The sequence below is a fragment of the Paraburkholderia sp. BR10882 genome (genome assembly GCF_040948855.1).
Classification (GTDB): Bacteria; Pseudomonadota; Gammaproteobacteria; order Burkholderiales; family Burkholderiaceae; genus Paraburkholderia; species Paraburkholderia nodosa_A.
Genome location: NZ_JBFPKP010000032.1, coordinates 18,567 through 39,621, shown reverse-complemented (window position 1 = coordinate 39,621; position 21,055 = coordinate 18,567). Strand labels below are relative to the sequence as shown.

The 21,055-nt window shown below is 62.6% G+C and carries 14 protein-coding genes and 8 pseudogenes; 5 read left to right on the top strand and 17 right to left on the bottom strand.

What is annotated here, in order from left to right; translation table 11 throughout:
• Positions 1-123: 123 nt before the first annotated feature.
• A pseudogene (locus AB3X99_RS38620) lies at positions 124-516 on the top strand (Tn3 family transposase); the annotation flags it as partial.
• 61 nt (positions 517-577) lie between these two features.
• Positions 578-1,279 (top strand): annotated as a pseudogene (locus AB3X99_RS38615) (IS6 family transposase).
• Positions 1,280-1,318: 39 nt separating this feature from the next.
• Here AB3X99_RS38615 and AB3X99_RS38610 read toward each other — a convergent pair.
• The 13 genes and pseudogenes from AB3X99_RS38610 to AB3X99_RS38550 all read right to left on the bottom strand — a co-directional run bounded on the left by AB3X99_RS38610 (position 1,319) and on the right by AB3X99_RS38550 (position 15,093).
• Entirely contained in the window at positions 1,319-1,915 is a 597-nt protein-coding gene (locus AB3X99_RS38610; protein ID WP_368661802.1) for a 4'-phosphopantetheinyl transferase superfamily protein, read from the bottom strand.
• 329 nt (positions 1,916-2,244) lie between these two features.
• Complete coding sequence (locus tag AB3X99_RS38605; protein ID WP_368661811.1) at positions 2,245-2,484, bottom strand: hypothetical protein; 240 nt, start codon at positions 2,482-2,484, stop codon at positions 2,245-2,247.
• Between the two features lie 65 nt (positions 2,485-2,549).
• Positions 2,550-2,723 (bottom strand): annotated as a pseudogene (locus AB3X99_RS38600) (oxidoreductase); the annotation flags it as partial.
• A 396-nt stretch (positions 2,724-3,119) separates the two neighbouring features.
• Positions 3,120-3,257, bottom strand: coding sequence for a hypothetical protein (locus AB3X99_RS38595; protein WP_256095096.1), 138 nt, complete (start codon positions 3,255-3,257; stop codon positions 3,120-3,122).
• A gap of 27 nt (positions 3,258-3,284) precedes the next feature.
• A complete protein-coding gene (locus AB3X99_RS38590) occupies positions 3,285-4,160 on the bottom strand; it encodes an NAD(P)-dependent oxidoreductase (RefSeq protein ID WP_069269252.1) in 876 nt (291 codons plus the stop codon).
• Between the two features lie 75 nt (positions 4,161-4,235).
• Positions 4,236-4,655 carry a DUF86 domain-containing protein gene (locus AB3X99_RS38585; protein WP_141710950.1) on the bottom strand — a complete coding sequence of 140 codons (420 nt, stop codon included), beginning with the start codon at positions 4,653-4,655 and terminating at the stop codon, positions 4,236-4,238.
• A gap of 34 nt (positions 4,656-4,689) precedes the next feature.
• Entirely contained in the window at positions 4,690-5,430 is a 741-nt protein-coding gene (locus tag AB3X99_RS38580) for a thioesterase II family protein (RefSeq protein ID WP_368661801.1), read from the bottom strand.
• A 24-nt stretch (positions 5,431-5,454) separates the two neighbouring features.
• Positions 5,455-11,712, bottom strand: coding sequence for a type I polyketide synthase (locus AB3X99_RS38575; protein WP_368661800.1), 6,258 nt, complete (start codon positions 11,710-11,712; stop codon positions 5,455-5,457).
• Entirely contained in the window at positions 11,709-12,068 is a 360-nt protein-coding gene (locus tag AB3X99_RS38570; RefSeq protein WP_069269249.1) for an acyl carrier protein, read from the bottom strand. Before AB3X99_RS38570 ends, AB3X99_RS38575 begins: the two co-directional genes overlap by 4 nt.
• Entirely contained in the window at positions 12,062-12,802 is a 741-nt protein-coding gene (locus tag AB3X99_RS38565; RefSeq protein WP_069269248.1) for an SDR family NAD(P)-dependent oxidoreductase, read from the bottom strand. The genes AB3X99_RS38570 and AB3X99_RS38565 overlap by 7 nt, the downstream gene beginning before the upstream one ends.
• Positions 12,799-14,163 carry a fatty acid--CoA ligase family protein gene (locus tag AB3X99_RS38560; protein WP_069269247.1) on the bottom strand — a complete coding sequence of 455 codons (1,365 nt, stop codon included), beginning with the start codon at positions 14,161-14,163 and terminating at the stop codon, positions 12,799-12,801. The genes AB3X99_RS38565 and AB3X99_RS38560 overlap by 4 nt, the downstream gene beginning before the upstream one ends.
• A gap of 7 nt (positions 14,164-14,170) precedes the next feature.
• Positions 14,171-14,473 carry a hypothetical protein gene (locus AB3X99_RS38555; RefSeq protein ID WP_069269246.1) on the bottom strand — a complete coding sequence of 101 codons (303 nt, stop codon included), beginning with the start codon at positions 14,471-14,473 and terminating at the stop codon, positions 14,171-14,173.
• An 86-nt stretch (positions 14,474-14,559) separates the two neighbouring features.
• Positions 14,560-15,093, bottom strand: coding sequence for a hypothetical protein (locus tag AB3X99_RS38550; protein ID WP_368661799.1), 534 nt, complete (start codon positions 15,091-15,093; stop codon positions 14,560-14,562).
• 508 nt (positions 15,094-15,601) lie between these two features.
• On the opposite strand from AB3X99_RS38550, the pseudogene AB3X99_RS38545 reads away from it, so the two are divergent.
• Positions 15,602-15,724, top strand: a pseudogene (locus tag AB3X99_RS38545) (IS6 family transposase); the annotation flags it as partial.
• Between the two features lie 104 nt (positions 15,725-15,828).
• Positions 15,829-16,493, top strand: a pseudogene (locus AB3X99_RS38540) (IS6 family transposase); the annotation flags it as partial.
• 197 nt (positions 16,494-16,690) lie between these two features.
• Here the strand turns inward: AB3X99_RS38540 and AB3X99_RS38535 are convergent.
• Entirely contained in the window at positions 16,691-17,524 is an 834-nt protein-coding gene (locus tag AB3X99_RS38535) for a LysR substrate-binding domain-containing protein (RefSeq protein WP_069269255.1), read from the bottom strand.
• A gap of 101 nt (positions 17,525-17,625) precedes the next feature.
• Here AB3X99_RS38535 and AB3X99_RS38530 point away from each other — a divergent pair, with 101 nt between their 5' ends.
• On the top strand, positions 17,626-18,627 hold the full coding sequence (locus AB3X99_RS38530) for an NADPH:quinone reductase (protein ID WP_069269254.1): 1,002 nt from the start codon (positions 17,626-17,628) through the stop codon (positions 18,625-18,627).
• Between the two features lie 97 nt (positions 18,628-18,724).
• Here the strand turns inward: AB3X99_RS38530 and AB3X99_RS38525 are convergent.
• From AB3X99_RS38525 to AB3X99_RS38515, 3 pseudogenes are all read right to left on the bottom strand, one after another.
• Positions 18,725-19,723 (bottom strand): annotated as a pseudogene (locus tag AB3X99_RS38525) (IS110 family transposase); the annotation flags it as partial.
• Positions 19,724-19,854: 131 nt separating this feature from the next.
• Positions 19,855-20,100 (bottom strand): annotated as a pseudogene (locus tag AB3X99_RS38520) (transposase); the annotation flags it as partial.
• Between the two features lie 54 nt (positions 20,101-20,154).
• Positions 20,155-20,958 (bottom strand): annotated as a pseudogene (locus tag AB3X99_RS38515) (IS110 family transposase); the annotation flags it as partial.
• Positions 20,959-21,055 lie beyond the last annotated feature (97 nt).

Genomic DNA, 21,055 nt, shown 5'->3' with positions numbered 1-21,055 from the left:
TGGGCTAGGACCAGGCAACGGTGAGAGAACCCTCTTGGCAACACTAGGAGGTAACTGGAAACAGCACAACCCTCAAATCTAGATTGAGGCAGCTCCCCGACGTTTTGTTTGTCATGCGGTAACCAACCCACGCATATCAGAATGATCAACCGTCGGATACCCTACGCGAAACTGTCGTGGCTGCAGGCGTGGCACATCCGGGATGAGACCTACTCACAGGCGCTCGCTGAACTCGTCAACGCACAGTTCGCCCTTCCGTTCGCCGCCCACTGGGGCGATGGCACCACCTCGTCATCCGATGGGCAGCGCTTCCGTGCGGGCAACAAGGCCGAGAGCACGGGACACGTGAATCCGAAATACGGCGCCGAGCCCGGACGCATGTTCTACACGCACATCTCCGACCAGTACGCGCCGTTCTATCCGAACCTCGTGAACGTCGGTGTGCGCGATTCGACCTATGTACTCGACGGACTGCTGTATCACGAGTCGGATCTGCGCATCCAGGAACATTACACGGTTCTGTTGCAATAGCGGAGGCTGGTATGCTGCGGGACCTTACAGGATGATGTGAACGACAATGAAAGCGCTGAGTCCAGCGCTAGCCAAAGTGCTGAAGCGGTTGCACTATCCGCTCGAGATAATGTTGGTGTACGTGCGTTGGTACGTGGCCTACCCGCTGAGCCTGCGCAATCTCGAGGAGATGATGTCGGAACGCGAGATCGCGGTCGATCATTCGACCGTGCACCGGCGGGCCATCAAGCTTTTGCCGGTGCTTGAAAAGGCGTTCCGCCGCTGCAAGCGCCCGGTCGGCAAGAACTGGCGGATGGACGAAACCTATGTGAAGGTACCGGGGTACATGGAAGTATCTCTACCGCGCCGTCGACAAGGCCGGCAACACGGTTGACTTCCTGCTGCGAGCCAAGCGGACAAGGAGGCGGCCCGACGGTACTTCGAGAAGGCCGTCGATCAGAATGGCGCGCCCGAAACGGTAACCATCGACAAGAGTAGTGCCAATCTGGCCGGGCTGCGCGCCGTGAACGCCGAGCGTGAGACGCCCATCAAGATCCGCCAGGCCAAGTATCTCAACAATATCGTGGAACAAGACCATCGGGCGATCAAGCGCCGTACCCGACCCATCTTGGGATTCAAGGAATTTCATTGTGCCCGCATCTTGTTGAGCGGCATTGAACTCATGCATATGATCGCCAAGGGGCAGATGGAAGACGCAGGCGAACTCAAGCCATCGGCCGCCCGGCAATTCTACTCGCTGGCGATGTAAGCGATCCTCATCATATCGTTATCGTTCGCCCAAATCGTCTTACCGCGACAGAACCCCTGGCCACAGCACAGAAAAATCGGCGAGCCCGGCTCCGACACTCCCGTGCGCCTTGAGAAATGCCTCGTTCGCGACCCAGACGTCAAAGAACTGGTCGCGTCGCTTCTGGTGCGGCAGCGCTGAAAACGCAGCGCGATCCGACTCACCCAGCACCCTATCCTGCAGGGTTTCCCAATTCAGCGACGCCGAACATTGCTCGATGTCGACGCCGACCCGGCGGCAATGCGACCAGGCAACGAGCGCAAAAGCACCGCTATGAGAAACGTTGAAATCGATCGTCGAGCCGGGACAGTTGCTGAGAAATGGCCGACCCATGGCTGACCGGGAGAAGTCAAGATCGCTATCACTGAAACCAACCTCTCGCGCAAGATGCGCCCGGAGCATGGAACGCGTAGCGGCGAACCGCACTGCGTCGCGCTCATCGCAGAAGCGACGCGCAGACCGAATTTCGTCGCGCGATAGCGCCGGAAAAGTCAACGTTCTCGGGGATTTTTCGAATTCGAGACCGGCAAGCAGTACGCGAACATCGTCGGGCACACCTACGCCTGTTTCGCGCCGGCAAAGAAACTGTTGATACATGGGCGTGTCACTCCAGGCCAGAACATCTCACGCATCCCATTGGTCGCTTCGAACCTCTTTCGAGCAGCAATGCGGCCTGCACATCGCGAAGCCGTCCGTAACGGACATGCCGGGACTCGCCGCGTTTTCGCGGATACCCGGTGGCCTGTCCCGTTTCGCGAGCTTGTTGCACAAGCTGAATCCTGCGGGGGAAGCAACCAGCCGGACGCGCATCGCTGCGGGACTACGACCTCGCGACGTCCCGTCCGTCATGTCTCCCGGCGACATCTCTCGCCAAGCCCGGTCAACACCGAACGCTTCCCAAAGGCATGGGACATCGACCCGACACATCACCCCGATCTGGGGTCCGCCTTCAGATTGACTACCGTCCTGCCATGCCCCCGCCCTTTTGCCAGCTCGTCCGCAGCATCGACGAGCTGTTCGAGCGATATCTCGCGAATCATGCTGTCGAGCTGTGAGCCTGGCACGCATTCCGAAAGCCGCTCCCACGCTTCGACGCGTCGCGGCGTGGGACAGCGCACCGAATCGATGCCAACGACGTTGATCGCGCGCAGCAGAAAGGGAAACACAGTGGTTTCAAGTTCGGTCCCACCACGAGTCCACAGACCGCCACATAGCCGCCGGATGCGAGCCGTGCAATCGCTGACGACAGCACGGGGCCGCCAACGGTATCGATGACACTCGCGAACAGTTCGAACATCATGCCGTGACGCCCGGGCTTGCACGCCACCGCGTAATCTCCGCGGCCGATGGTCCGGGCCGCGCCGAGCGACCTCAGATAGCTTTCGTGCTCGGGCCGCCCGGTCATTGCGACGACGCGATAGCCGAGTTGTGAGAGGATCACGATCGCGAAACTACCGACGCCCCCACTCGCGCCTGTCACGAGAATCTCTCCGGCCCGCGGGACGGACGTCGTGCGGTTCCAGAGCGAATGCGCAAAGCATTGACGTGAACCCGGCGGTGCCGATCCCCATCGCCCGCCTTGGCGTGAGACCAGGCGACAACGGGACGAGCCAGTCCGACTGGACGACCTGTGTCAAACCGCCCCAGTGACGCTCGCCTATCCCCCAGCCTGTCAGCACGACTGCGTCGCCCGGCTGGAGCCCGGGGCTGGCCGACGTCGCGACAACGCCGGCGAGATCGATGCCCGTATCGCTGGAAACGTACGAATAATCCCGCGATTGGCAATCGCCATCGCGTCCTTTTAGTTGACGCTTGAGTAATGGACGTCGACGACGACATCGCCGTCCGGCAGATTGTCGACGTTCAGCCATTCGATTGACGGTAGGACGCCATTGTCCGTTTCCTTCAGCATCAGTGCCTTGAGTCGGGATGTGCTCATTGTCATTGTGGTTCGCGCCGTGAAACGTCACGGCGACGCGATCTGTTTGGCGAACATGTCGGCAGAGCGCATGCCCGGCAACGCATCGACGAAGAAGTCCGCCTGCAAGGGCGCGCCCGCCTGCATGTCATAATGGGCGAAATCGCGCACGCCTGCGGCAAGCAGTACCTCGTCGTCGATGAAAAACCTGCCAGTGCATGTGGCTGCCGGCTGCGTGAGAATCGCGTACGCGGCGTCGGCAACGATTTCAGGCGTGCGCGACGCCGCGATCATGTCCTCGCCACCGAGCACGTTGCGCACCGCCGCAGTCGCAATCGTCGTTCTGGGCCACAGCGAGTTGACGGCAATTCCAAGGTCCGCGAATTCTGCCGCAAATGCGAGCGTGAACAGGCTCATCGTGTACTTTGCGATCAGGTACGGCGGGTAGTCACGAAACCACCTTGGGTTCGTCGACAACGGTGGCGACAGTGTGAGGATATGGGGATTTGACGACCTGCGTAGGTGCGGCACGCACGCCTGTACGCAGACAAACGTGCCGCGTCCGTTCACGCCATGCATCAGGTCGTAGCGACTGACAGGCGTGTCGAGTGTGCCGGTCAGGCGAATCGCGCTCGCGTTGTTGACCACGATGTCGATCCCGCCGAACGCTGCAACTGTCTCATCGACAACTGCCTGCACCCGCGCTTCGTCGCGGATATCGGCGACGAGCGGCAACGCATGGCCACCTGCGTCCTCAATTACTTTCGCAGCCGTGTAGATCGTCCCTTCGAGATGGGGATGTCGCGTCGCGGTCTTCGCGGCGAGCGCAACATTGGCACCGTCGCGGGCTGCGCGCACCGCGATCGCGAGACCGATGCCGCGACTACCCCCCGACATAAACAACGTTTTTCCGGCAAGGTTCATGACTGCTCCTTTCGCCTACGTCTGCGTCCGTGTTGGACATCGTGCTACACAGGGTACGGTGATGCGAATGATCCGTCATGCGGCCCGTTCATCCCGTTGCGCTACGGCTTTCAGGTCCGGACGCGGGCCGGGCAATGCACCGCGGTCCACGGGCATTCCATCGATCTCTGGAACATGCTTGCGCATCGCCCGCTCTAGTTCTGGCACACTACGCCGCACTGCGAGCCAGACGAGCTTCCTCAACCGTTCCGGGTTGCGCTGGTGCATCAGGTAGTCGACGCGCGCGCCGATCAGCCGCCACGGAAAGTCCGGTAACCTCAACCGGTACTCTGGACTGAGACAGGTCCATGTGTAGCCGATCATTTCAATGTTGCGCACGACAGCGTCCTGCATCATGTTCGACGCCATGAATGCGCGACGGCCCTCCCGTGTATATTCGCGAATGCGCCGGAGCCGGTGCTTCATTTCCTTTAGGTACTGTAGATCGTCGTCCATTTGCGCCCCCTCCCGCGTCACCATGAAGCTCCGCTCATTGCAGGTCGGCGGGCAAGCCAAGCATTTGCCGCGAAATCGTATCGAGCAATGCCGACTGCGAATCGCGCAGATAGAAGTGGCCGCCCGGAAAGACACGCACTGCCGCGACGCGCTCGACCCCCCTCCAGCGCTCAAGTTCGGCGGCACGCACAACAGGGTCGTCTGCACCGCCGAGTACGGTCACCGGACAGCGTAGTTGCACCACGGCGGGCCGGTAAGCATCGAGCAGCGTCATGTCGGCGCGCAACACGCGCACGAATTCCTGTGCGAATTCGGCGTCGCGCAACAGCCCGTCGGGCAGGCCGCCGTATCGCGAAACCGTCTGGAGCAACTCCGTGTCCGTCACCTGGTTCACGAAACGTCCCGGATGCGGCGCAGGTTTAGGCAGCAGCCACGACGACACGAACAGATGCACGGGCGCGCACGTGAGCCGCATCGCCACCTCGAACGCGATCGCCGCCCCCATACTGTGTCCGAACAACGCAAACGGTCGGCAAAGATAGGGCTGCATCGCCGCTGCGACCTCGTCTGCAGCCTGGTCCATGCGAGTATGCGGAACCTCGTCGAGCCGGCTCTCGCGCCCCGGCAACTGGACAGCGAACACATCGATCGCAGGTTCGAGGAGGCGACGCCAGCCGCGAAATGCCGACGCGCCACCGCCGGCATGCGCAAAACAGAACAGCGACAGCCGCGCTGTCGTCGTCGGGGTCGCCGAGGGGAACCACCGCGTCGTCATTACGGGCATCATTGTCATCGGTGTTCACCCGGCAAGCGCGTCCGAAATCGCATCCAGAATGAACGCGCGATCGTCGACGACGCCGAAATGCGCCCCGTCGCGTGTAAACAGGCTGAACTCACCTGTTGTGAAATCGCGCCACGCGAGCGCGTCCTCGTGCGTCACATAGATGTCGTCCTTGCCCCGAAAGCTGGTGATCGGCACGGACCACGGCGAACGCGGCACAAACACGTAGCGGCTTGCCATCTCGAACTCCGCCCGCACGACAGGCAGCACGAGCTCGCGCAACTCCGGAATCGCGAGCATCCGCTCGGTCGCCTCGATCTGGAAGTGACGCAGCGCTTCCGCGAGGACGTCATCCGGTTGCCGGTAGAGCGGTGCGATAATATCGAATTCACGCAGTTCGACAAGCGTCGCCGCGAGCCTGCGCTCGAACGCGGCATCGGCAACGAGGCGGTGCGGCGGACGCGCACCCGATGCGAACAGGTGCGCGGGTGTAACGCCCTCGCGCTCGATCAGTGCACGCGTCGTTTCGTACATGGTCAGACCGCCGACACAGTGCCCGAAGAATGCGACCGGCCGGTCCAGCAGCGGACGCAGCTCGGCGAGCAGACCATCGACGAACGCGTCGATCCGGTTCACGGGCGGCTCGCTAATCCTCGAGAGCCGGCCGGGCGGCTCGACCGCAAGGATCTCCGCATCCAGGCCTGTCGCATCTGCCCACGCGCGGTAGACGGCTGAACCGCCACCTGCGAACGGAAAGCAGATCAACCGGTAACGCGCCTCGGGATTCGGCCGGATCCGGACAAGCCATCGTTCGGCCGGCACAGTCGCCGAAGCCGCCGTGCTCAAGGTGGTCTGTACAAGCGCAGGCATCGCTGCCCCCATCTGTTCGGGTACGGCGTCGTCGCTCTCAACCTTGACCTTCGGTAGCAGTTCGTCGACAAGCTGATCGAGACTTGGCCCCTTGAGCATTGCTGCGGCTGGCAATCTCACGCCAATGGCCGCATCGAGCTGGTTGATCAGTGTGATCGCCATCAGCGAATCGAGACCTAGCTCGCGAAGCGGCTGTGTCGAATCGAAAGCGCCCTTGACTTCAAGGATGGCGCGGACCATCTGACCGACGATGTCGCGCAGCACGTCACGCCGTTCGTGGTCCGGCACCGATCCCAGCCGCGTATTCACCTGGGCGCGCGTGAAGAGGGCGCTGGCAGCAGGCGCTGGCGCACCACGCACGAGCCGCTCAAGCAGGAGCGGGCGCCTGGGGTACTGCGCGGCCCATTGCGGCCATTCAGTGATCGAAACGATGCTCTGCTGGACCCCGCGCGCGAGAATCGCGTGCAGCAGCGCGATCCCTTCTTCTGTTTCAATGTACACTGTGCCGCGCGCGCGCCAGATTGCCGCGCCCCGTTCTCCTGACTCAGTCGCAAGACCCTCACCGCCCCACGGCCCCCAGTTGATCGCCTGCGCCGGCAGACCGAGCCGGCGCCGATATTCGGTCAGACCGTCGAGAAATGCATTACCGGCAACATAATTCGCCTGCCCCATCGCCCCCGTCAGGCTCAGCACGGAGGAGAACAACACAAAATGATCGAGCGGCAGGTCACGCGTCGCGACGTGCAGCGCCCAGCCACCGAGCACCTTGGGACCGGTCGTTCCCGCGAACCTGTCCCAGTCCATCTGTGCTAGCACGCCATCGTCAAGATTGCCTGCACAGTGGAACACGCCCTTCAGTGCCGGTAGCTCGGCCCCGATCTGCCGGATCAGCACATGCGTGTCCGCCTCGCGCGTGATGTCGGCCTGCCTGACGACCACACTCGCCCCCTGCTTTTCCCAACGCTCGAGAACCGCCCTGGCCTGTTCGCCTGGGGCGCGACGCGCCGTCAACACCAGATGCCGGACGCCCTGCGCGGTGATGAGCCAGTCCGCGACCTTCAGACCGAGCGCCCCCAGCCCTCCGGTAAGGAGATAGGTCGCGGCCGGATCGAACGGCGGAACAATCCGTTCGGGCGCCGGTTCGTCATCCTGATCGAGGCGCACGGCATAGCGGCGACCCGCGCGCAACGCGACCTCATTTTCGCCGTCAACGGCGAACAACTCCGCTGCCAGTGCTGCGGCGTCTTCTTTCCCGCCGATGTCAATCATCCCGGCCCATAGTTCGGGATATTCGAGCGCGGCAACACGTCCGATGCCCCAGACTGACGACTGCAGCGGGTCGCCGCCGGGCGCGCGCGCCACAGGGGCGTGCGCGCCGCGCGTGACGAGCCAGACGCGTGGCGCGGCCTCGATGTTCGCTTCGGCGAGCGCACGCACGAGCGCAAGCGTACCGCCACTGAAGCGGCGCTCGGCCGCGGCGAGTGCGTCGACTGAGGTGGCCTCGTCCACGCGCTCGCCGAGCCCATGCAGGAGCACCACACCAACGGAGCCGGTCCCGTCGGGGTGCGCGGACAGCGCGGTGCCGAGCGACGTCTGCACGTCGCCGTCCGTGCCGCTTTCCGGAAGCGGCAGCACGGACGTATGGTGTCCGAGTGCACGTAGCCGTGCGTCGAGCGCGTCGGCGATGCCGAGATCGGAACTGGTGACGATCAGCCAGTTCGACGGTCCGGCCGCAGGCGCGTCCTGCAGCGGCTGCATGGGCCGCTCGATCCATTCGAGCCGATGCAGCGCGCGATTGCGTGAGTTGACCTGCGGCGAAATCTGCGTGCGCGTGATCGGTTTCACCGTCAGTCCACCGAGCAGTGCGACGGGAGCGCCGTCATCGCCGTAGATCTCAATATCCAGTGTGACGACGTCCGCCTGCGCCGGGCGCCGTTTCGCCCGTACCCATACGTGCCCGGCACCCGTGCGCTCGATCTCGAACCGTTCGACTGAAATCGGCAACCATGTGCCTTCCGGTTTCGGTTCTAGGCCGGTAAGGCTACGGTACTCGGGTACGAGCGCGGGATAGATATGCAGGCACGCGTCAAGCAGAGCGGGATGCAGCGGATACGCGGCCACTTCGAGATGCGCGGGCAGTTCCACCCGGCCCAGCGCTTCCTCATCGCCCTGCCACAATGCAACGATGCCGCGAAAGCCCGGGCCGTAGCCGAATCCGAGCGGTGCGATCACCTCGTAGTATCGCAACGGCTCGATCGGCACCATCCTTTCGAGGTCTGCCGATGCGGGTAACGGCATCGTGATCGACGCGAGGCGTGGTGCGGCACGCGCACACACCCGCGCGCGAAGGTGGCGCCGCCACGCGTCGTCAGTCGCACTGCGGCTGACGAGTTCGGCATCAATGTCACTCCCATCGCCTTGCAGAACGACCTGAACGGCGCGCGCGCCGTCATCGGGGACAACGAGCGCATCGTCGTACGTCAAAGATTCAACCGACACGGGCGCGCCTGCAAAACGCTCGTTCCCGGCCACCGCGAGGGCAACCAGCCCCGCTGTCACCGGTAGCACTGCCATCCCGAAAATCCGGTGATCGGTGAGCCACGGTACCGTGTCGAGGTCGTAGGTCGCGGCGAACTGCCACGCGGCGAGCGGCGAGAGCAGACGCCTGCCCGGAATATCGCCTCCGGGTCCCGTTGCGGTACCGACCGCAAAACCAATGTTTCCCGCCGGCACGCCGCGGCCCGCGTCGAGCCAGTAACGCTCGCGCTCGAACACACAGGTCGGGGCGGACACGCGGCACCGCGAGTACGGTGCGTCGAACGCACGCCAGTCGACTGGCGTGCCGCTGCGCCACAGCGCGGCAAGCGACGCCGTCAGCTCGCTCCATTCACGGTCGGGTCCGATCGAGGCGAGGAAGCGCCGCTCGCCTGCTTCGCCATCGCCCAGAATCTGCTGCGCGAGCGACACGAGCGTCGTGCCGGGGCCAACCTCAACGAAATCGACAATGCCAGCCTGTGCGAGCGTGCGCACACCGCGAATGAAACTCACCGGCTGCAGCGCGTGATCGCTCCAGTACCGGGGTGTCGGCGGAGCGTCCGCGAAGGCGCCAGTCAGGTTCGCAACGAGCGGGATCGTCGGCGCGGCCGCGCAATAGTTGCCCGCAAGCGCTTCGAGCCCAGTCGCAGCAGGCGCCATCAAAGGCGAATGGAATGCATGCGAGACGCTCAGCTCCCGCCCGCCGATGCCCGCCTGCTGCGCACGCGCGAGCACTTCGGCGACGGCCTCTGCGCGACCCGACACGACCGTGTTCTCGGGCCCGTTGTACGCAGCGATGCCAATTGCCTGCGGGTCGCAAATGTCAAGCAGTTGCGCGACCGTCTCTCCCCCTGCGAAGAGCGCGGCCATCGCACCGCCCTTCGGCAACGCCTGCATCAGCCGGCCGCGGGCCGCGATCAGCGCAATGCCTGTCTCGAGGTCATAGCAGCCGGCCACACAGGCCGCCACGTATTCGCCAACGCTGTGCCCAAGCACTGCGTCCGGCATGATGCCCCACGACCGCCAGAGTTCGGCAAGCGCCCATTCGACTGCAAAGAGCGCTGGCTGCGCATACGCGGTCTGGTCAATGCGCGCTTTTGAGCGCGCGTCCCCATACAGGACCGACAGCAGCGGCTTGCCGAGATGCGGGCGCAACAATGTGTCGCAGCGGTCAAGCGCAGCGCGGAATACCGGCTGCGTTCGATGCAGCGCGGCCGCCATCCCGGCGTACTGCGCGCCCTGCCCGGCAAACAGGAACGCAAGCGGGCGCTTGCCAAGGCGCTCCACCGACGGGGGCGCAGCGAGTTGCGCCGCCAGTTCGCTCGCTGTGCCGCCGATCGCCGTCAGCCGCCAGTTGAACGGCTGGCGCCCGGTATTCGCGGTATGGCAGAGGTCGGCAACCGGCTTGTCTGTCGTCGCAAGAGACTGGCGCCATCGGTCCGCGAGCGCTCCGAGCGCGCGCCCGGAGCGGGCAGACAGCGTGAGCACGTGCAGCGGACGGTCGTCCTCAACGGTCGTCGGCGCCCGAACGGGTGCCTCCTCAAGCACGGCGAACGCATTTGTGCCGCCAAGACCGAGCGAATTGACGGCCGCGAACCGCGGCGCAGCGCCGCGCGGCCAGTCGCGCAACGCGGTGTTCACGAAGAACGGGGTCTGCGGGAACGCAATCCTGGGATTCGGTGTATCGAAGTTCAGGCTCGGTGGAATCTGCCCGCGATCGAGTGCAAGCGCGACCTTGATCACGCTTGCGATCCCCGACGCCTGTTCGAGATGTCCGATATTCGTCTTCACCGAACCGACCGCACAGAACGCGCTGTCCTGTGTGTGGCGCCGGAACGCCTTTGTCAGCGCATCGATTTCGAGCGGATCGCCGACTACCGTGCCGGTGCCGTGCGTCTCGACGTAGCCCACTGCCCGTGGCGCAACGCCCGCGCAGGCGAAAGCGTCGAGCATCGCCTTCGCCTGCCCGCTCACGCTCGACGCCGTGTAACTCACTTTCGACGCACCGTCGTTGTTGATCGCCGTGCCGCGGATCACCGCATAGATGTGATCGCCATCCGCACGCGCGTCTTCGACGTGCTTGAGCACGATCGCGCCCGCGCCGCTGCCAAACACCGTGCCTTGCGCACGCGCGTCGAACGCGCGGCAATGCCCATCCGGAGACAGGATATCGCCCTGGCGCGCCGTGTACCCGGCGATGTGCGGCACGCGTACGGTCGACGCCCCGGCGATCGCCATGTCGCATTCACCGTTCAGGATGCTGCTGCATGCGAGATGGATCGCGACGAGTGACGTCGAGCATGCAGTCTGCACCGTGACACTCGGCCCCGTCAGGTTCAGCTTGTACGACACACGCGTCGCGAGAAAATCCTTGTCGTTGCCGATGTGCTCGACACCGCCCGTCGAGCCGCGCAACGCAGGGTTCGACGCGAAGTAGCTGCTGACCACGCCGCCCGCGCCAGCGAACACCCCTATCGAACCGTCATACGTATCTGGCCAGTATCCGGCATCCTCGAGCGCATCGTGGACAACTTCGAGAAAGACGCGGTGCTGCGGGTCGATCACGCGTGCTTCGCGTGGCGAATATTCGAACAGGCCCGCGTCGAAGCGGTCAAAGTCGTCAATGACGGGCGACGCTTTCACGTAACCGGGCGATGCGAGCTGCGCGGGGTCGACCCCCGCGCGCAGCAGCGCGGCATCATCGAAGAAACGAATGGACTCGACACCATCGATGAGATTCTGCCAGTACGCTTTCCAGTCGCTCGCCCCCGGCAACCGGCAGCCGATCCCGACGATCGCGATGCCACGACTGGAGGACGACGGAGAAGTATTCGCTCCGTCGTTGGGCGTGTGCCTGGTCGCGTCCGTCATCCTCGCGCCCCCCGCCGTTGTCGGCGACGCTCGCTTGCCGCCTGCGCATCGGCCAGTTCGTCATTCGGGTCGGCCAGCCCCGTGTCGTCGAAGAGCCGCAGATAGGCGCCAACGAGCTGCCCGACAGTCTGGACCGACGTGATCGGCACGAGGGTCTGGAACGGATCGGCGCCGAACGTCAGTTCCAGATCGAACACAAGCTGGGCGAGATCGAGCGAACTCAGGCCGAGCGTCGCATTCAGCCTGTCGTCCTCACGCAGTTCTCGCGCCGGCAGCCCGCGCTGGCTCATGATCTTGCTCACGGCACCATGGACGAGCCGCTCGGTCTCGTGGCGCTCAAATCGTTGATTCAGCATGTGATGCCTCCGTCCACGGCGACCGTCTGCCCCGTGACGAACGAGGCGCGATCGGATATCAGAAATTCGACGACGTTTGTGATGTCGGTCGTATCGGCGAGCCGGCCGAGCGGGGTGCGTCGCGCAATCCGCGCACGCGCCTTCTCGTCGAGGTGCTGCACCATATCGCTTTCGAAGTAACCGGGCGCGACCGAATTGACACGAACGTTGCACGCACCGAGTTCGCGCGCAAGGCTGCGCGTCAGGCCATCGAGCGCCGCCTTCGTTGCGCTGTAGACGGCGACCCCCGCGTGGCCACGAATCGCGTTCACCGACGCAATGTTCACAATCGCGCCGCGGTTCGCTCGGAGCATCCACTTCGTGCAGCTTTGCGTGAGCAGGATCGTGCCAGTCAGATTGACCGCGATCATCTGTTCGATCGCATCCTCGCGCATCAGCGCCAGGAGCCCGTCGTGACTCACGCCTGCATTGTTCACAAGCGAGCTGACGCCACCCCAGCGGTCCGCCACGCCCGCAACGAACTGCGAGACCGCCGCGCTGTCGGTACTGTCAACTGCTTGCCAGTGAAACCGCGCGGCGTGCGTGTCGCGTTCGATCAGATCGTCGATGTCGCCGGTGCGCGCACGGCTGAAGGTCGCGACCCGCCGGCCAGCGCTCAGACACGTGCGCACCAGCGCAAGCCCCAGGCCCCTGCTTCCTCCACTGATGATAACTACGTCGTCTGCATCGCTCATACGGGCTGCTCCGTCGGTCGTGACACTCTGGCTTTCTTGAACCTGTCGTTATGATGCACGCCGTCATCGACATCGATATGGACCGGCACCTTGAAACGTTCGAGGCGGCCCGCGCAGAAATCCCGGAGCCGGGCGGCAAGCATCGCCGGCGCCTCCGGCTCGATCAAGGATACGCGCGCGACGACGACGTGTCCGGTCACCGGATTGGGCCGGCCCGACACCGTCACGTCGCGGACGTTACCGGCAGCGAGCAGCGTGCTCTCAACTTCGCCCGGGTAAACCTTTTCGCCGCCAACATTGATGATCTCCGAGCGGCGCCCGAGCACGCGCACATACTCGCCGTCAGTCTCGACGACATCCTGGGTGTTGAACCACCCTTGCTCATCGAAGGGCGACGAGGCATTCAGGTAGCCGAGCATCGCCGTTGCGGAACGTACCCACAGTACGCCGTCAACGATCTTGTGTTCGAACCCGTCCGTGCCGAGCTTCATCCACAACGAACCCGCGCCTTTCGATTGCGTTGGCAGGATGCCAAGCTCGGACAGTCCGTACGTCTGTTTCAGCTTCACACCGGGCAGTGCGCCGTGCAGCGCGGCAAGGGTCGTTTCGGGCATGGGTTCAGTGCCGTATGTAATGAGCCTCAGCGACGACAGGTCGTAGCGCGCCGCAACACCGCCAATCAGCATCATGTTAATGAACGTCGGACTGGTCGGCAGCAACTCGACACGGTAGCGCGCGATCGCTTCGCACACCGCATCGGGTGTCCGCGTAGCCGGCGTCACAATCGTCCCACCCTGGCACAGCACGTTCAGCAGCGTGTTGATGCCGCCGATGTGATCGAGCATCAGAAAGACAAGCGTGATGTACGCGCGGCCCTTCGCCCGTTCGAGCCTCGCTGCCATCCGGTCAAAGTCAAGCAGGGAAGCCTTGCTTCGGCCTGTGGAGCCGGAACTGAAGAGAATCAGGCCAGCGGCACCTTCCGCGCGCAACTGCCGGATCAGCGGATGCGCGGTAACGGGCATCGACCGGCGTTCAACTCGGGGAGCACCTGCCACGTCGAACATGATGACGAGGCCGACCTCCGCAATCTCAAGAAACTCGTCGCGCTTCACGCCGGCAGACGCAATGGGCACGATGATCGCTCCGGCAAACGCGAGTGCGAGCAGCAATGCGCAGACATCAGGCGCATAGTCACCGCACACGGCCACCGTGTCACCGCGCCTCACGCACCAACGGTCGAGTTCGCCGTGCCAGAAATCGATCCGCTTGCCGAATGCATCATAGGTGACGGTCTCGCCTGCCGACACGAGACACGGACGCGGACCGAAAGAACGAATGCGCTGCTGCAGAAAGGTCGTCATCGCGAGCCTACCTCGACGCGTGAGAGACGACGGCGCCGTCGCTCGCCGATCCGCACGCTGCCATTTTGACCGCAGCCGTCATCGCCTGCCGTAGCGGCTGGCCGAACAGCCTGCCAACGACGTTCTCGTCGATCACCACGCGCAGCACCGACTGGTACGACACAAGCGACGCGACGCCAACGTCGATCGCAAGAGCGCTGATGCGCAACTGCGCGTCAGCGAGCCTGCGGAACGCCTCGTTCGAGTCGCTCAGGCCCTGTACCCATTGCTGATAGACGGTCGCCTGACTCGGAATGACTGCATTCAACATCGTGTAACCCCCTATCGAAAACAAGCGCGCACGCGGCACCGCAGATGCCGGCGTGCATCGCTGTGAAATACGGGCGACAAGCCCTGTCAGGATGGTGGACGGCTGGCATGACTGCGACGATCGAGCGCGTCGTGTAAGGCGGAGAGTTCGTCTTCGATCTCGTCGCCGCGATAGTAGAGAAAAGCGCCCGTCTCGCCGCCGACGAGGACTTCGAGATAAGGTTCGGGTTCGGCCAAACCCGCATCGCAACCAGCATGGAGGACGTCCACGCTGTCACGCAACGATTCACCGACCGTCGTCACGACCGAAGCGAGACCGAGCGTACGCAACCGGTCCGCCCATACGGCGAGCCCCCTTTCCCCACTGCCTGCGACGATCGGTACGTAAAGGCAGAACGAGCGCTCGTCGAGCCAGCTCGCGTGCCCGTCAAGATCGGGATACGTGGCATTCGCCTCAGGACACGTCCGGGACGAGTGTGTGGAAACAGGCTCCGCCTGCGCGACGTCCTCTGATGCGCTACGTATCACACTATGGCGACGCCGACCGGACGACAGCCCCATGAGGCGCGCAACCACTACCGGCCATGCGCGCGCAAAAATGGATCGGTTCGCTTGCCCCATTGAATGCTCCTTCGTCCCCGGAGTGAATCCGGTCAAATTGTGGCGATCCGATAACACGTGCGATTGCGGCGCAGCGTTTACGTGTCGCCCCGCGAATTGCGGGTGGCATCGAGCAGCCACAGGGATTTTCAATGCAACGGGAATCCTAAATCTCTTCCGTTCGTGAATCAGACCGCCGAATACGCGTTGAGCAAACGACGCGTACACTGACACTCCAGGCTCGTCGGCGTGAGGTACCGCGCCCGCATTGATCATAGGAGAAAATCCGGAAGGTACAAAACCTCGACCGCATAAAATTCTGCTCTGCGGTGATCTGTCGCAATACGGCGGTCTGCTATGCTGACGGCCCTTAATGTGTGACTTGATCGATGACCGAGAAGCTCAATCCGAGCTGTGGCAAAAGTACTCAAACAGTTGCATCACCCGCTAGACGTGATGTTGCTGTGTTTTGTTGCAATAGGTCGAGTCGGCTATGATGTTCGTAACAAGACGAACGACTGAAAGCTGGATGAAGACGCTGAATCCGACCGTGGCCCGCGTGCTCAAACGCCTGCATTACCCGCTTGATGTGATCCTGACTTGCGTGCGCTGGTATGTGGCCTATCCGCTCAGTCTGAGAAACCTGGAAGAATGATGGCGCATCGAGGCATCTCAGTGGGGCTCTGGTGCAAATAGGGCCGGCGAATGGGTTAGAGTTGTCGGAACAAAACAAACCGACGAGCCGCGACGAACAAGCTGAAGAGTCCGGAGAAGTTGTTCGGCGGACGCCATTTTGATCGGGAGATCATCATTGTGTGCGTTCGCTGGTACCTACGCTACAAGCTCAGCTTTCGCGATCTGGTCGAGTGATGGTCGAACGGGCATTGTCGCTGGCTCACACGACGATTCTGCGCTGGGTGAGGCGTTATACACCCGAGTTCGTCAAACGCTGGAACCGCTTTGCTACACCTGCGGCTCGCTCGTGGCGTACCGATGAGACCTACCTGAAGATTCGCGGCAGGTGGGTCTACCTGTACCGGGCAGTGGATCGGGCTGGGCAGACGGTGGACTTCATGCTCAGAGTCCGACGCGACGTGGCTGCGGCCAAAGCTCTTTTCAGCAAGGCCATCAAGCGTCAGGGCCAGCCGCTGCAGACCATCACGCTCGACGGCTATGCCGCCTCACACCGCGCGGTACGCGAAATGAAGACCGATGGTCTGCTGGCTGAAGACACGAAGGTCCGCTCCTCAAAATATCCGAACAACGGGATCGAGCAAGGCCATCGCCACATCAAGTCCAGAACGAACGTGATGCCTGGTTTCAAGCGATTCGGGAGCGCCGCGACCACGATTTCAGGAATCGAGTTGACGCATCGCATTTGCAATGGGCAGTTCGATCTCGCGAAGCTCGGCCTCAAGGAGGAACGCCATACAGTCGCGGTTGCATTCGCATATGCAACAGACAACTTCTTGCCGGGGCCTGCGCCGATTTTTTTTTGGCCCCGGCTCGGCGCGCACGATAGCGGTCAAGCATTGCGTCGGTGCTGGGCGCGCGCAGCACCGAGCATTTTAACGAAGGCGCCCGGAAATTGCCGCCACTCCCGCACGGGTAGCCGCACTCACTCCTTCAGAAGGTCAATCAGCGCACGACCAAGTGGATCAGGACTTCGCTCATAGGTCACCAGCCTTATCCCCGGCAATTCGGGCCAGGCACCATTGCCTTGCGGCAAGGTAACAAGTCCGTCGTCCAGCGCGGATTCGCAAAGGACCGAAATGCCAAGGCCCTCCTTGATGCGGGACTGGACACCGACGACGCCACTCAAAGTCAGCGCTTCTCGCCATTGGATCGTGCCCGAATTGAGCGCCGAGATGGCAGCAGCTCTGAACGCGCAGGGAGCGGGCAGCAGGCACAGGTCAACCAAGGGTGGTGGGACGTCCAGATCTTGAGCCGCGACCCAGTGCATCTTTTCCTCGCGAAACAGGTGAGGTGAGCCGCGACCCTCCTGCTCCTTTACGAGAACGACATCAAGGTCACCGGCATCGAACGCACGTAGCAACTCCTCACTAAGCGCTACCCTGACGCTCAGCTCAACCCGCGGGAGCAGTCGACGAATCCGGCCTAACAGTTCCGGCAGCCGGTGAGGAACAAGATACTCGACGATGCCCAGGCGCAGGCGCCCTTCGAGGTTCCTGCGGCCAACCATACCGACAGCCTCATCGTTCAGACGCAGCAGACCGACAGCGTAGTTGAGGAACTGTTCCCCGGCAGTAGTTAGCTCGACCTGGCGACTGTTGCGGGAAAAAAGCTCGACCCCGAGTAAATCTTCAAGCCGCTGAACCCGCGTGCTGATCGCGGACTGCGATCTGCAAAGGCGTTTCGATGCACCGGTGAAGCTCCGCGCATCCGAGACAGCAACGAAGCAGCGGACGAGGTCTATGTCAAGGTCTCGCACATCAATCTCCAATAACGATAGCTGCGATCGGTATTATGCGTTCTTCAGCTTGATGGCTCCGCGATACGATTTCCTCGTTACGAAAATGAATGGAGAACGCGATGCAAGCTGTCTGGTATGAGCGGGTCGGACCCGCGCGCGAGGTGCTAGTGAACGGGGAGCGTCCAATGCCGTCCCCCGGTCATGGGGAAGTCCTTGTGCAACTCCATGCGTCGGGCGTCAACCCCTCGGACGTCAAGGCGAGGGCGGGGGCTCGCGGCGGGAAGAGCGACCTTGCCTTTGCGTTCGTCATTCCACACAGCGACGGTGCCGGGATCGTTATCGAGTGTGGCCCTGGATGCAACCGGCTCACCCCTGGAAGCCGCGTCTGGGTAAGCAATGGGCAGTGGCGACGGGCTTCCGGCACCGCTGCCCAGTACATTGCGATTGACGAGAAGCTGGTCTTCCCGCTCCCGGACAACGCCTCCTACCTGGTTGGCGCAGCACTGGGCATTCCAACCCTCACGGCGTGCCACGTCACGACAGCTTTCGGCGACGTGGCCGGGCGCACCGTCCTGATCAGTGGCGGAGCCGGCACAGTCGGACGGCTGGCCGTGCAGTTCGCCAGGCAGGCAGGCGCGTTCGTGGTCGCATCCGGACATGGCTCAGCTGATGAAAAACGCATCACCAGCGCTGGTGCCGATGCCTTCGTTGACTACACGAGCCCCACCTTCGTTGCGGACGTGCTCGATGCGACAAATGGGCGACTAATCGATCACGCCGTTGAAGTCGAATTCGGCGCCAATGTGGAGTCTCTGGCCGATCTGCTCTCGGATCGCGCGACAGTGGTGACCTATGGCTCAGCCAGGGTGATGCGGCCGGAGATACCGTTCTACAAGTTTCTGTTCAAGGGCATCGAGCTTCAGTTCGTGCTGGTTTATTTGCTCACACCCGGGGAACGAGCCGACGCAGCTATGCGCATCAATCATCTTCTGGAGCTGGGGACGCTCGACGTACCAATCCATGAGGTACTGCCGCTTCGGGATTGCGCACGCGCGCACGAGCTGGTCGAGAGCGGACAGCGCACAGGTGCGGTTATTCTGGACGTGGAGAACGTCGCATGACTATATCTCTGTCGGACTGCCGCATGAAGATCACCCTGTTCACAGGACGGACCAGTTATCGGCCTGGCGATCGCTCGGGTTATGTTGGTTGGGGGTTCCTGTATCTCCGGCACAGCCGCAGTTGCGCGTCCCAGGCTCGATCGATGATCGCCTTTGGAATTCCTTCGTGTCGCCGCTGGATATCAATGCTCACGCGTGCCGGATGACGGTAGCTCCACGCGGATTCGACCAGCAGCTTTCTTGCGTAACTGTTTCCTGTCTTTGTGATGCTGCCTTGTCGCCGTTTGCCACCTGACGAATGTTCCGACGGCGTCACGCCAAGCCACGCCATCAGTTGGCGTGGATGCTCGAAGCGCGACAGATCGGCCAGTTCGGACACAAGGCCGACAGCCGACGTGAAGTTAATGCCCCGCATCGACTGCAGCGCAAGCACAGCGGGATAGAAACGCCAATCTGCAACGGCTTCACGCAGCGCGGTTTCCAGTCGTTCGCATTGCGCCAAGCGATCCTCGATCGTGCGGCGGTGCTCGTTGAATGCCAGTTGTTGCCAGCCACTATCGAACGAGAATGTGCTAAGCCAGCGGCGGTGAGCAGGCCCCCAGTCCGCTCGTCCAAAGTAATTCACACCATGCTGGAGCAGGAACGATTTCAGCCGGCATCGCGCCTGCTTGAGGTCTTCTCTGGCTGATGACCAGGCACGGGCCAGATCGCGAAACGCTTCATCTTCCATCGTTGGCACATGCACGGCGGACAGGTCACCGGCTCGCAGTGAGCGCACCAGCTTGATTGCGTCGCGGCGGTCTGTCTTGACGCGCTCACCCGGCTTGCGTGGGATGAGCGATGGTGCGCACACCATGCAGTCGAAGCCTTTGTCGATCAGCCGTCGATAGAGGCCATAACCGCATGGGCCTGCTTCGTAGACCACGCAAATGTGTCGTGCTTTGCACCGCAGCCGTTTGCATAGGCGATCAACTTCGATCTGTGTCGTACCGATCTTGCCGAGCAACTCTACGTCGCCCATATCGACCGAGTAGGCAACCATGATCGAATCCTTGTGAACGTCGAGCCCTACGTACAACGTGCTATCGTCGTGCATGCTAGCCTCCGTGTCGGAAACAGACCGTTGAGCGGCGGATCCGTCCCCACTCAATGCGGCTCTGGCAGCCATGCTAACCCGCGCTTACATCCGCACGGCGGCTAGCCTCGCCTCACGGGGAGTCATACTGACTTGCTGATTCCCAGCAGGACCACCTTGCCGCCGGAGCCCGTTTGTCGGGGTACCAAGCCGAGCCACGCCGCGAATTCGCGGCCTGATCTGAATGACTTTGAGTCTCCCATGGTCGCAACCGCGGCGGTCGCCGTGAGCAGGCCTACACCCGGTATGGCGGCAATGCTCTTGCTCGCCTTGTCCTCTTTCATCCACGCCTGCAAACGTCGCTCGATCGTGGCAATCTGTTCATCAAGCTTGCTCAAACCCGCGTCTACAACCGCACGGCGGCCAGCCTTGCCGAATGGAAGTCATACTGACTTGCTGATGCCCAGCAGCACGTTCTTGCCGCCGCTGGAGTTCTGTCGGGGTACCAGACCGACCCACGCCGCAAGTTGCCTGGCATTCCTGAAGCTCATTGCGTCACCGACAGACGCGACGAGCGCGCTCGCGGTAAGTGGCCCGATGCCGGGGACACGTGCGAGGCGTTGACTCGTTTCGTCGCTGCGGTGCCAGGACTGAATCTGCTTCTCGAGCTCCCGGACCCGCCTGCCAAGGTCCTTCAGATGGTCAATGAGCCGCTGGATCAGCAATCGAGACGAGCCAGTGAGATCGCTCTCTGCATCTTCGATTAGTTCGGGCACCTGGCGCTCGAGATGCCCGATGCCTTGGGGAACAACGATCCCGAATTCGGCGGCAGTCCGCGAATCTGGTTGGCCTGTGGGGTTCGGGGCCGGACAAAACCCTGACGTACGCGATGCAGCGACAACACCGATTGCTGCTCGATGGTCTTGACCGGTACGAAACGCATGTTAGGTCGCGCGACTGCCTCGCAGATCGCCTCGGCATCCGCCGCGTCGTTTTTGTTCGTCTTGACGTACGGCTTGACAAACTGGGGTGCGATTAATCTTACGGTATGGCCCATTGCCAGCAGCTTGCGGGCCCAACAGTGCGCGCTGGCGCACGCCTCGATCCCGATTACGCAGGTGGAGAGGTTGGCGAAGGAACTCCGCAACGTGATTTCGCTTGAGCACTTTCTTCAGCACGGTTCGGCCATGTTCATTTACACCATGCACGGAAAAAATGTTCTTCGCCAGATCGATGCCAATCGTCGTAATCTTCATGATGGGCGCACCCCTCGGTCAGGTGGTTGCGGTGACACTTCCACTAATGGGATGGTCCCCGCCCTGGCGGATAGGATAGGCTGGCAGTGTTCATACC

What these genes read in the sequence shown, in the direction of transcription:
- AB3X99_RS38585 (WP_141710950.1), bottom strand. Translation starts at nt 4,655, where the DNA reads ATGGACGACGATCTACAGTACCTAAAGGAAATGAAGCACCGGCTCCGG.
- AB3X99_RS38580 (WP_368661801.1), bottom strand. Translation starts at nt 5,430, where the DNA reads ATGACGACGCGGTGGTTCCCCTCGGCGACCCCGACGACGACAGCGCGG.
- AB3X99_RS38530 (WP_069269254.1), top strand. Translation starts at nt 17,626, where the DNA reads ATGCAAGCTGTCTGGTATGAGCGGGTCGGACCCGCGCGCGAGGTGCTA.
- AB3X99_RS38590 (WP_069269252.1), bottom strand. Translation starts at nt 4,160, where the DNA reads ATGAACCTTGCCGGAAAAACGTTGTTTATGTCGGGGGGTAGTCGCGGC.
- AB3X99_RS38565 (WP_069269248.1), bottom strand. Translation starts at nt 12,802, where the DNA reads ATGAGCGATGCAGACGACGTAGTTATCATCAGTGGAGGAAGCAGGGGC.
- AB3X99_RS38575 (WP_368661800.1), bottom strand. Translation starts at nt 11,712, where the DNA reads ATGACGGACGCGACCAGGCACACGCCCAACGACGGAGCGAATACTTCT.
- AB3X99_RS38550 (WP_368661799.1), bottom strand. Translation starts at nt 15,093, where the DNA reads ATGGGGCAAGCGAACCGATCCATTTTTGCGCGCGCATGGCCGGTAGTG.
- AB3X99_RS38595 (WP_256095096.1), bottom strand. Translation starts at nt 3,257, where the DNA reads ATGAGCACATCCCGACTCAAGGCACTGATGCTGAAGGAAACGGACAAT.
- AB3X99_RS38610 (WP_368661802.1), bottom strand. Translation starts at nt 1,915, where the DNA reads ATGTATCAACAGTTTCTTTGCCGGCGCGAAACAGGCGTAGGTGTGCCC.
- AB3X99_RS38560 (WP_069269247.1), bottom strand. Translation starts at nt 14,163, where the DNA reads ATGACGACCTTTCTGCAGCAGCGCATTCGTTCTTTCGGTCCGCGTCCG.
- AB3X99_RS38555 (WP_069269246.1), bottom strand. Translation starts at nt 14,473, where the DNA reads ATGTTGAATGCAGTCATTCCGAGTCAGGCGACCGTCTATCAGCAATGG.
- AB3X99_RS38570 (WP_069269249.1), bottom strand. Translation starts at nt 12,068, where the DNA reads ATGCTGAATCAACGATTTGAGCGCCACGAGACCGAGCGGCTCGTCCAT.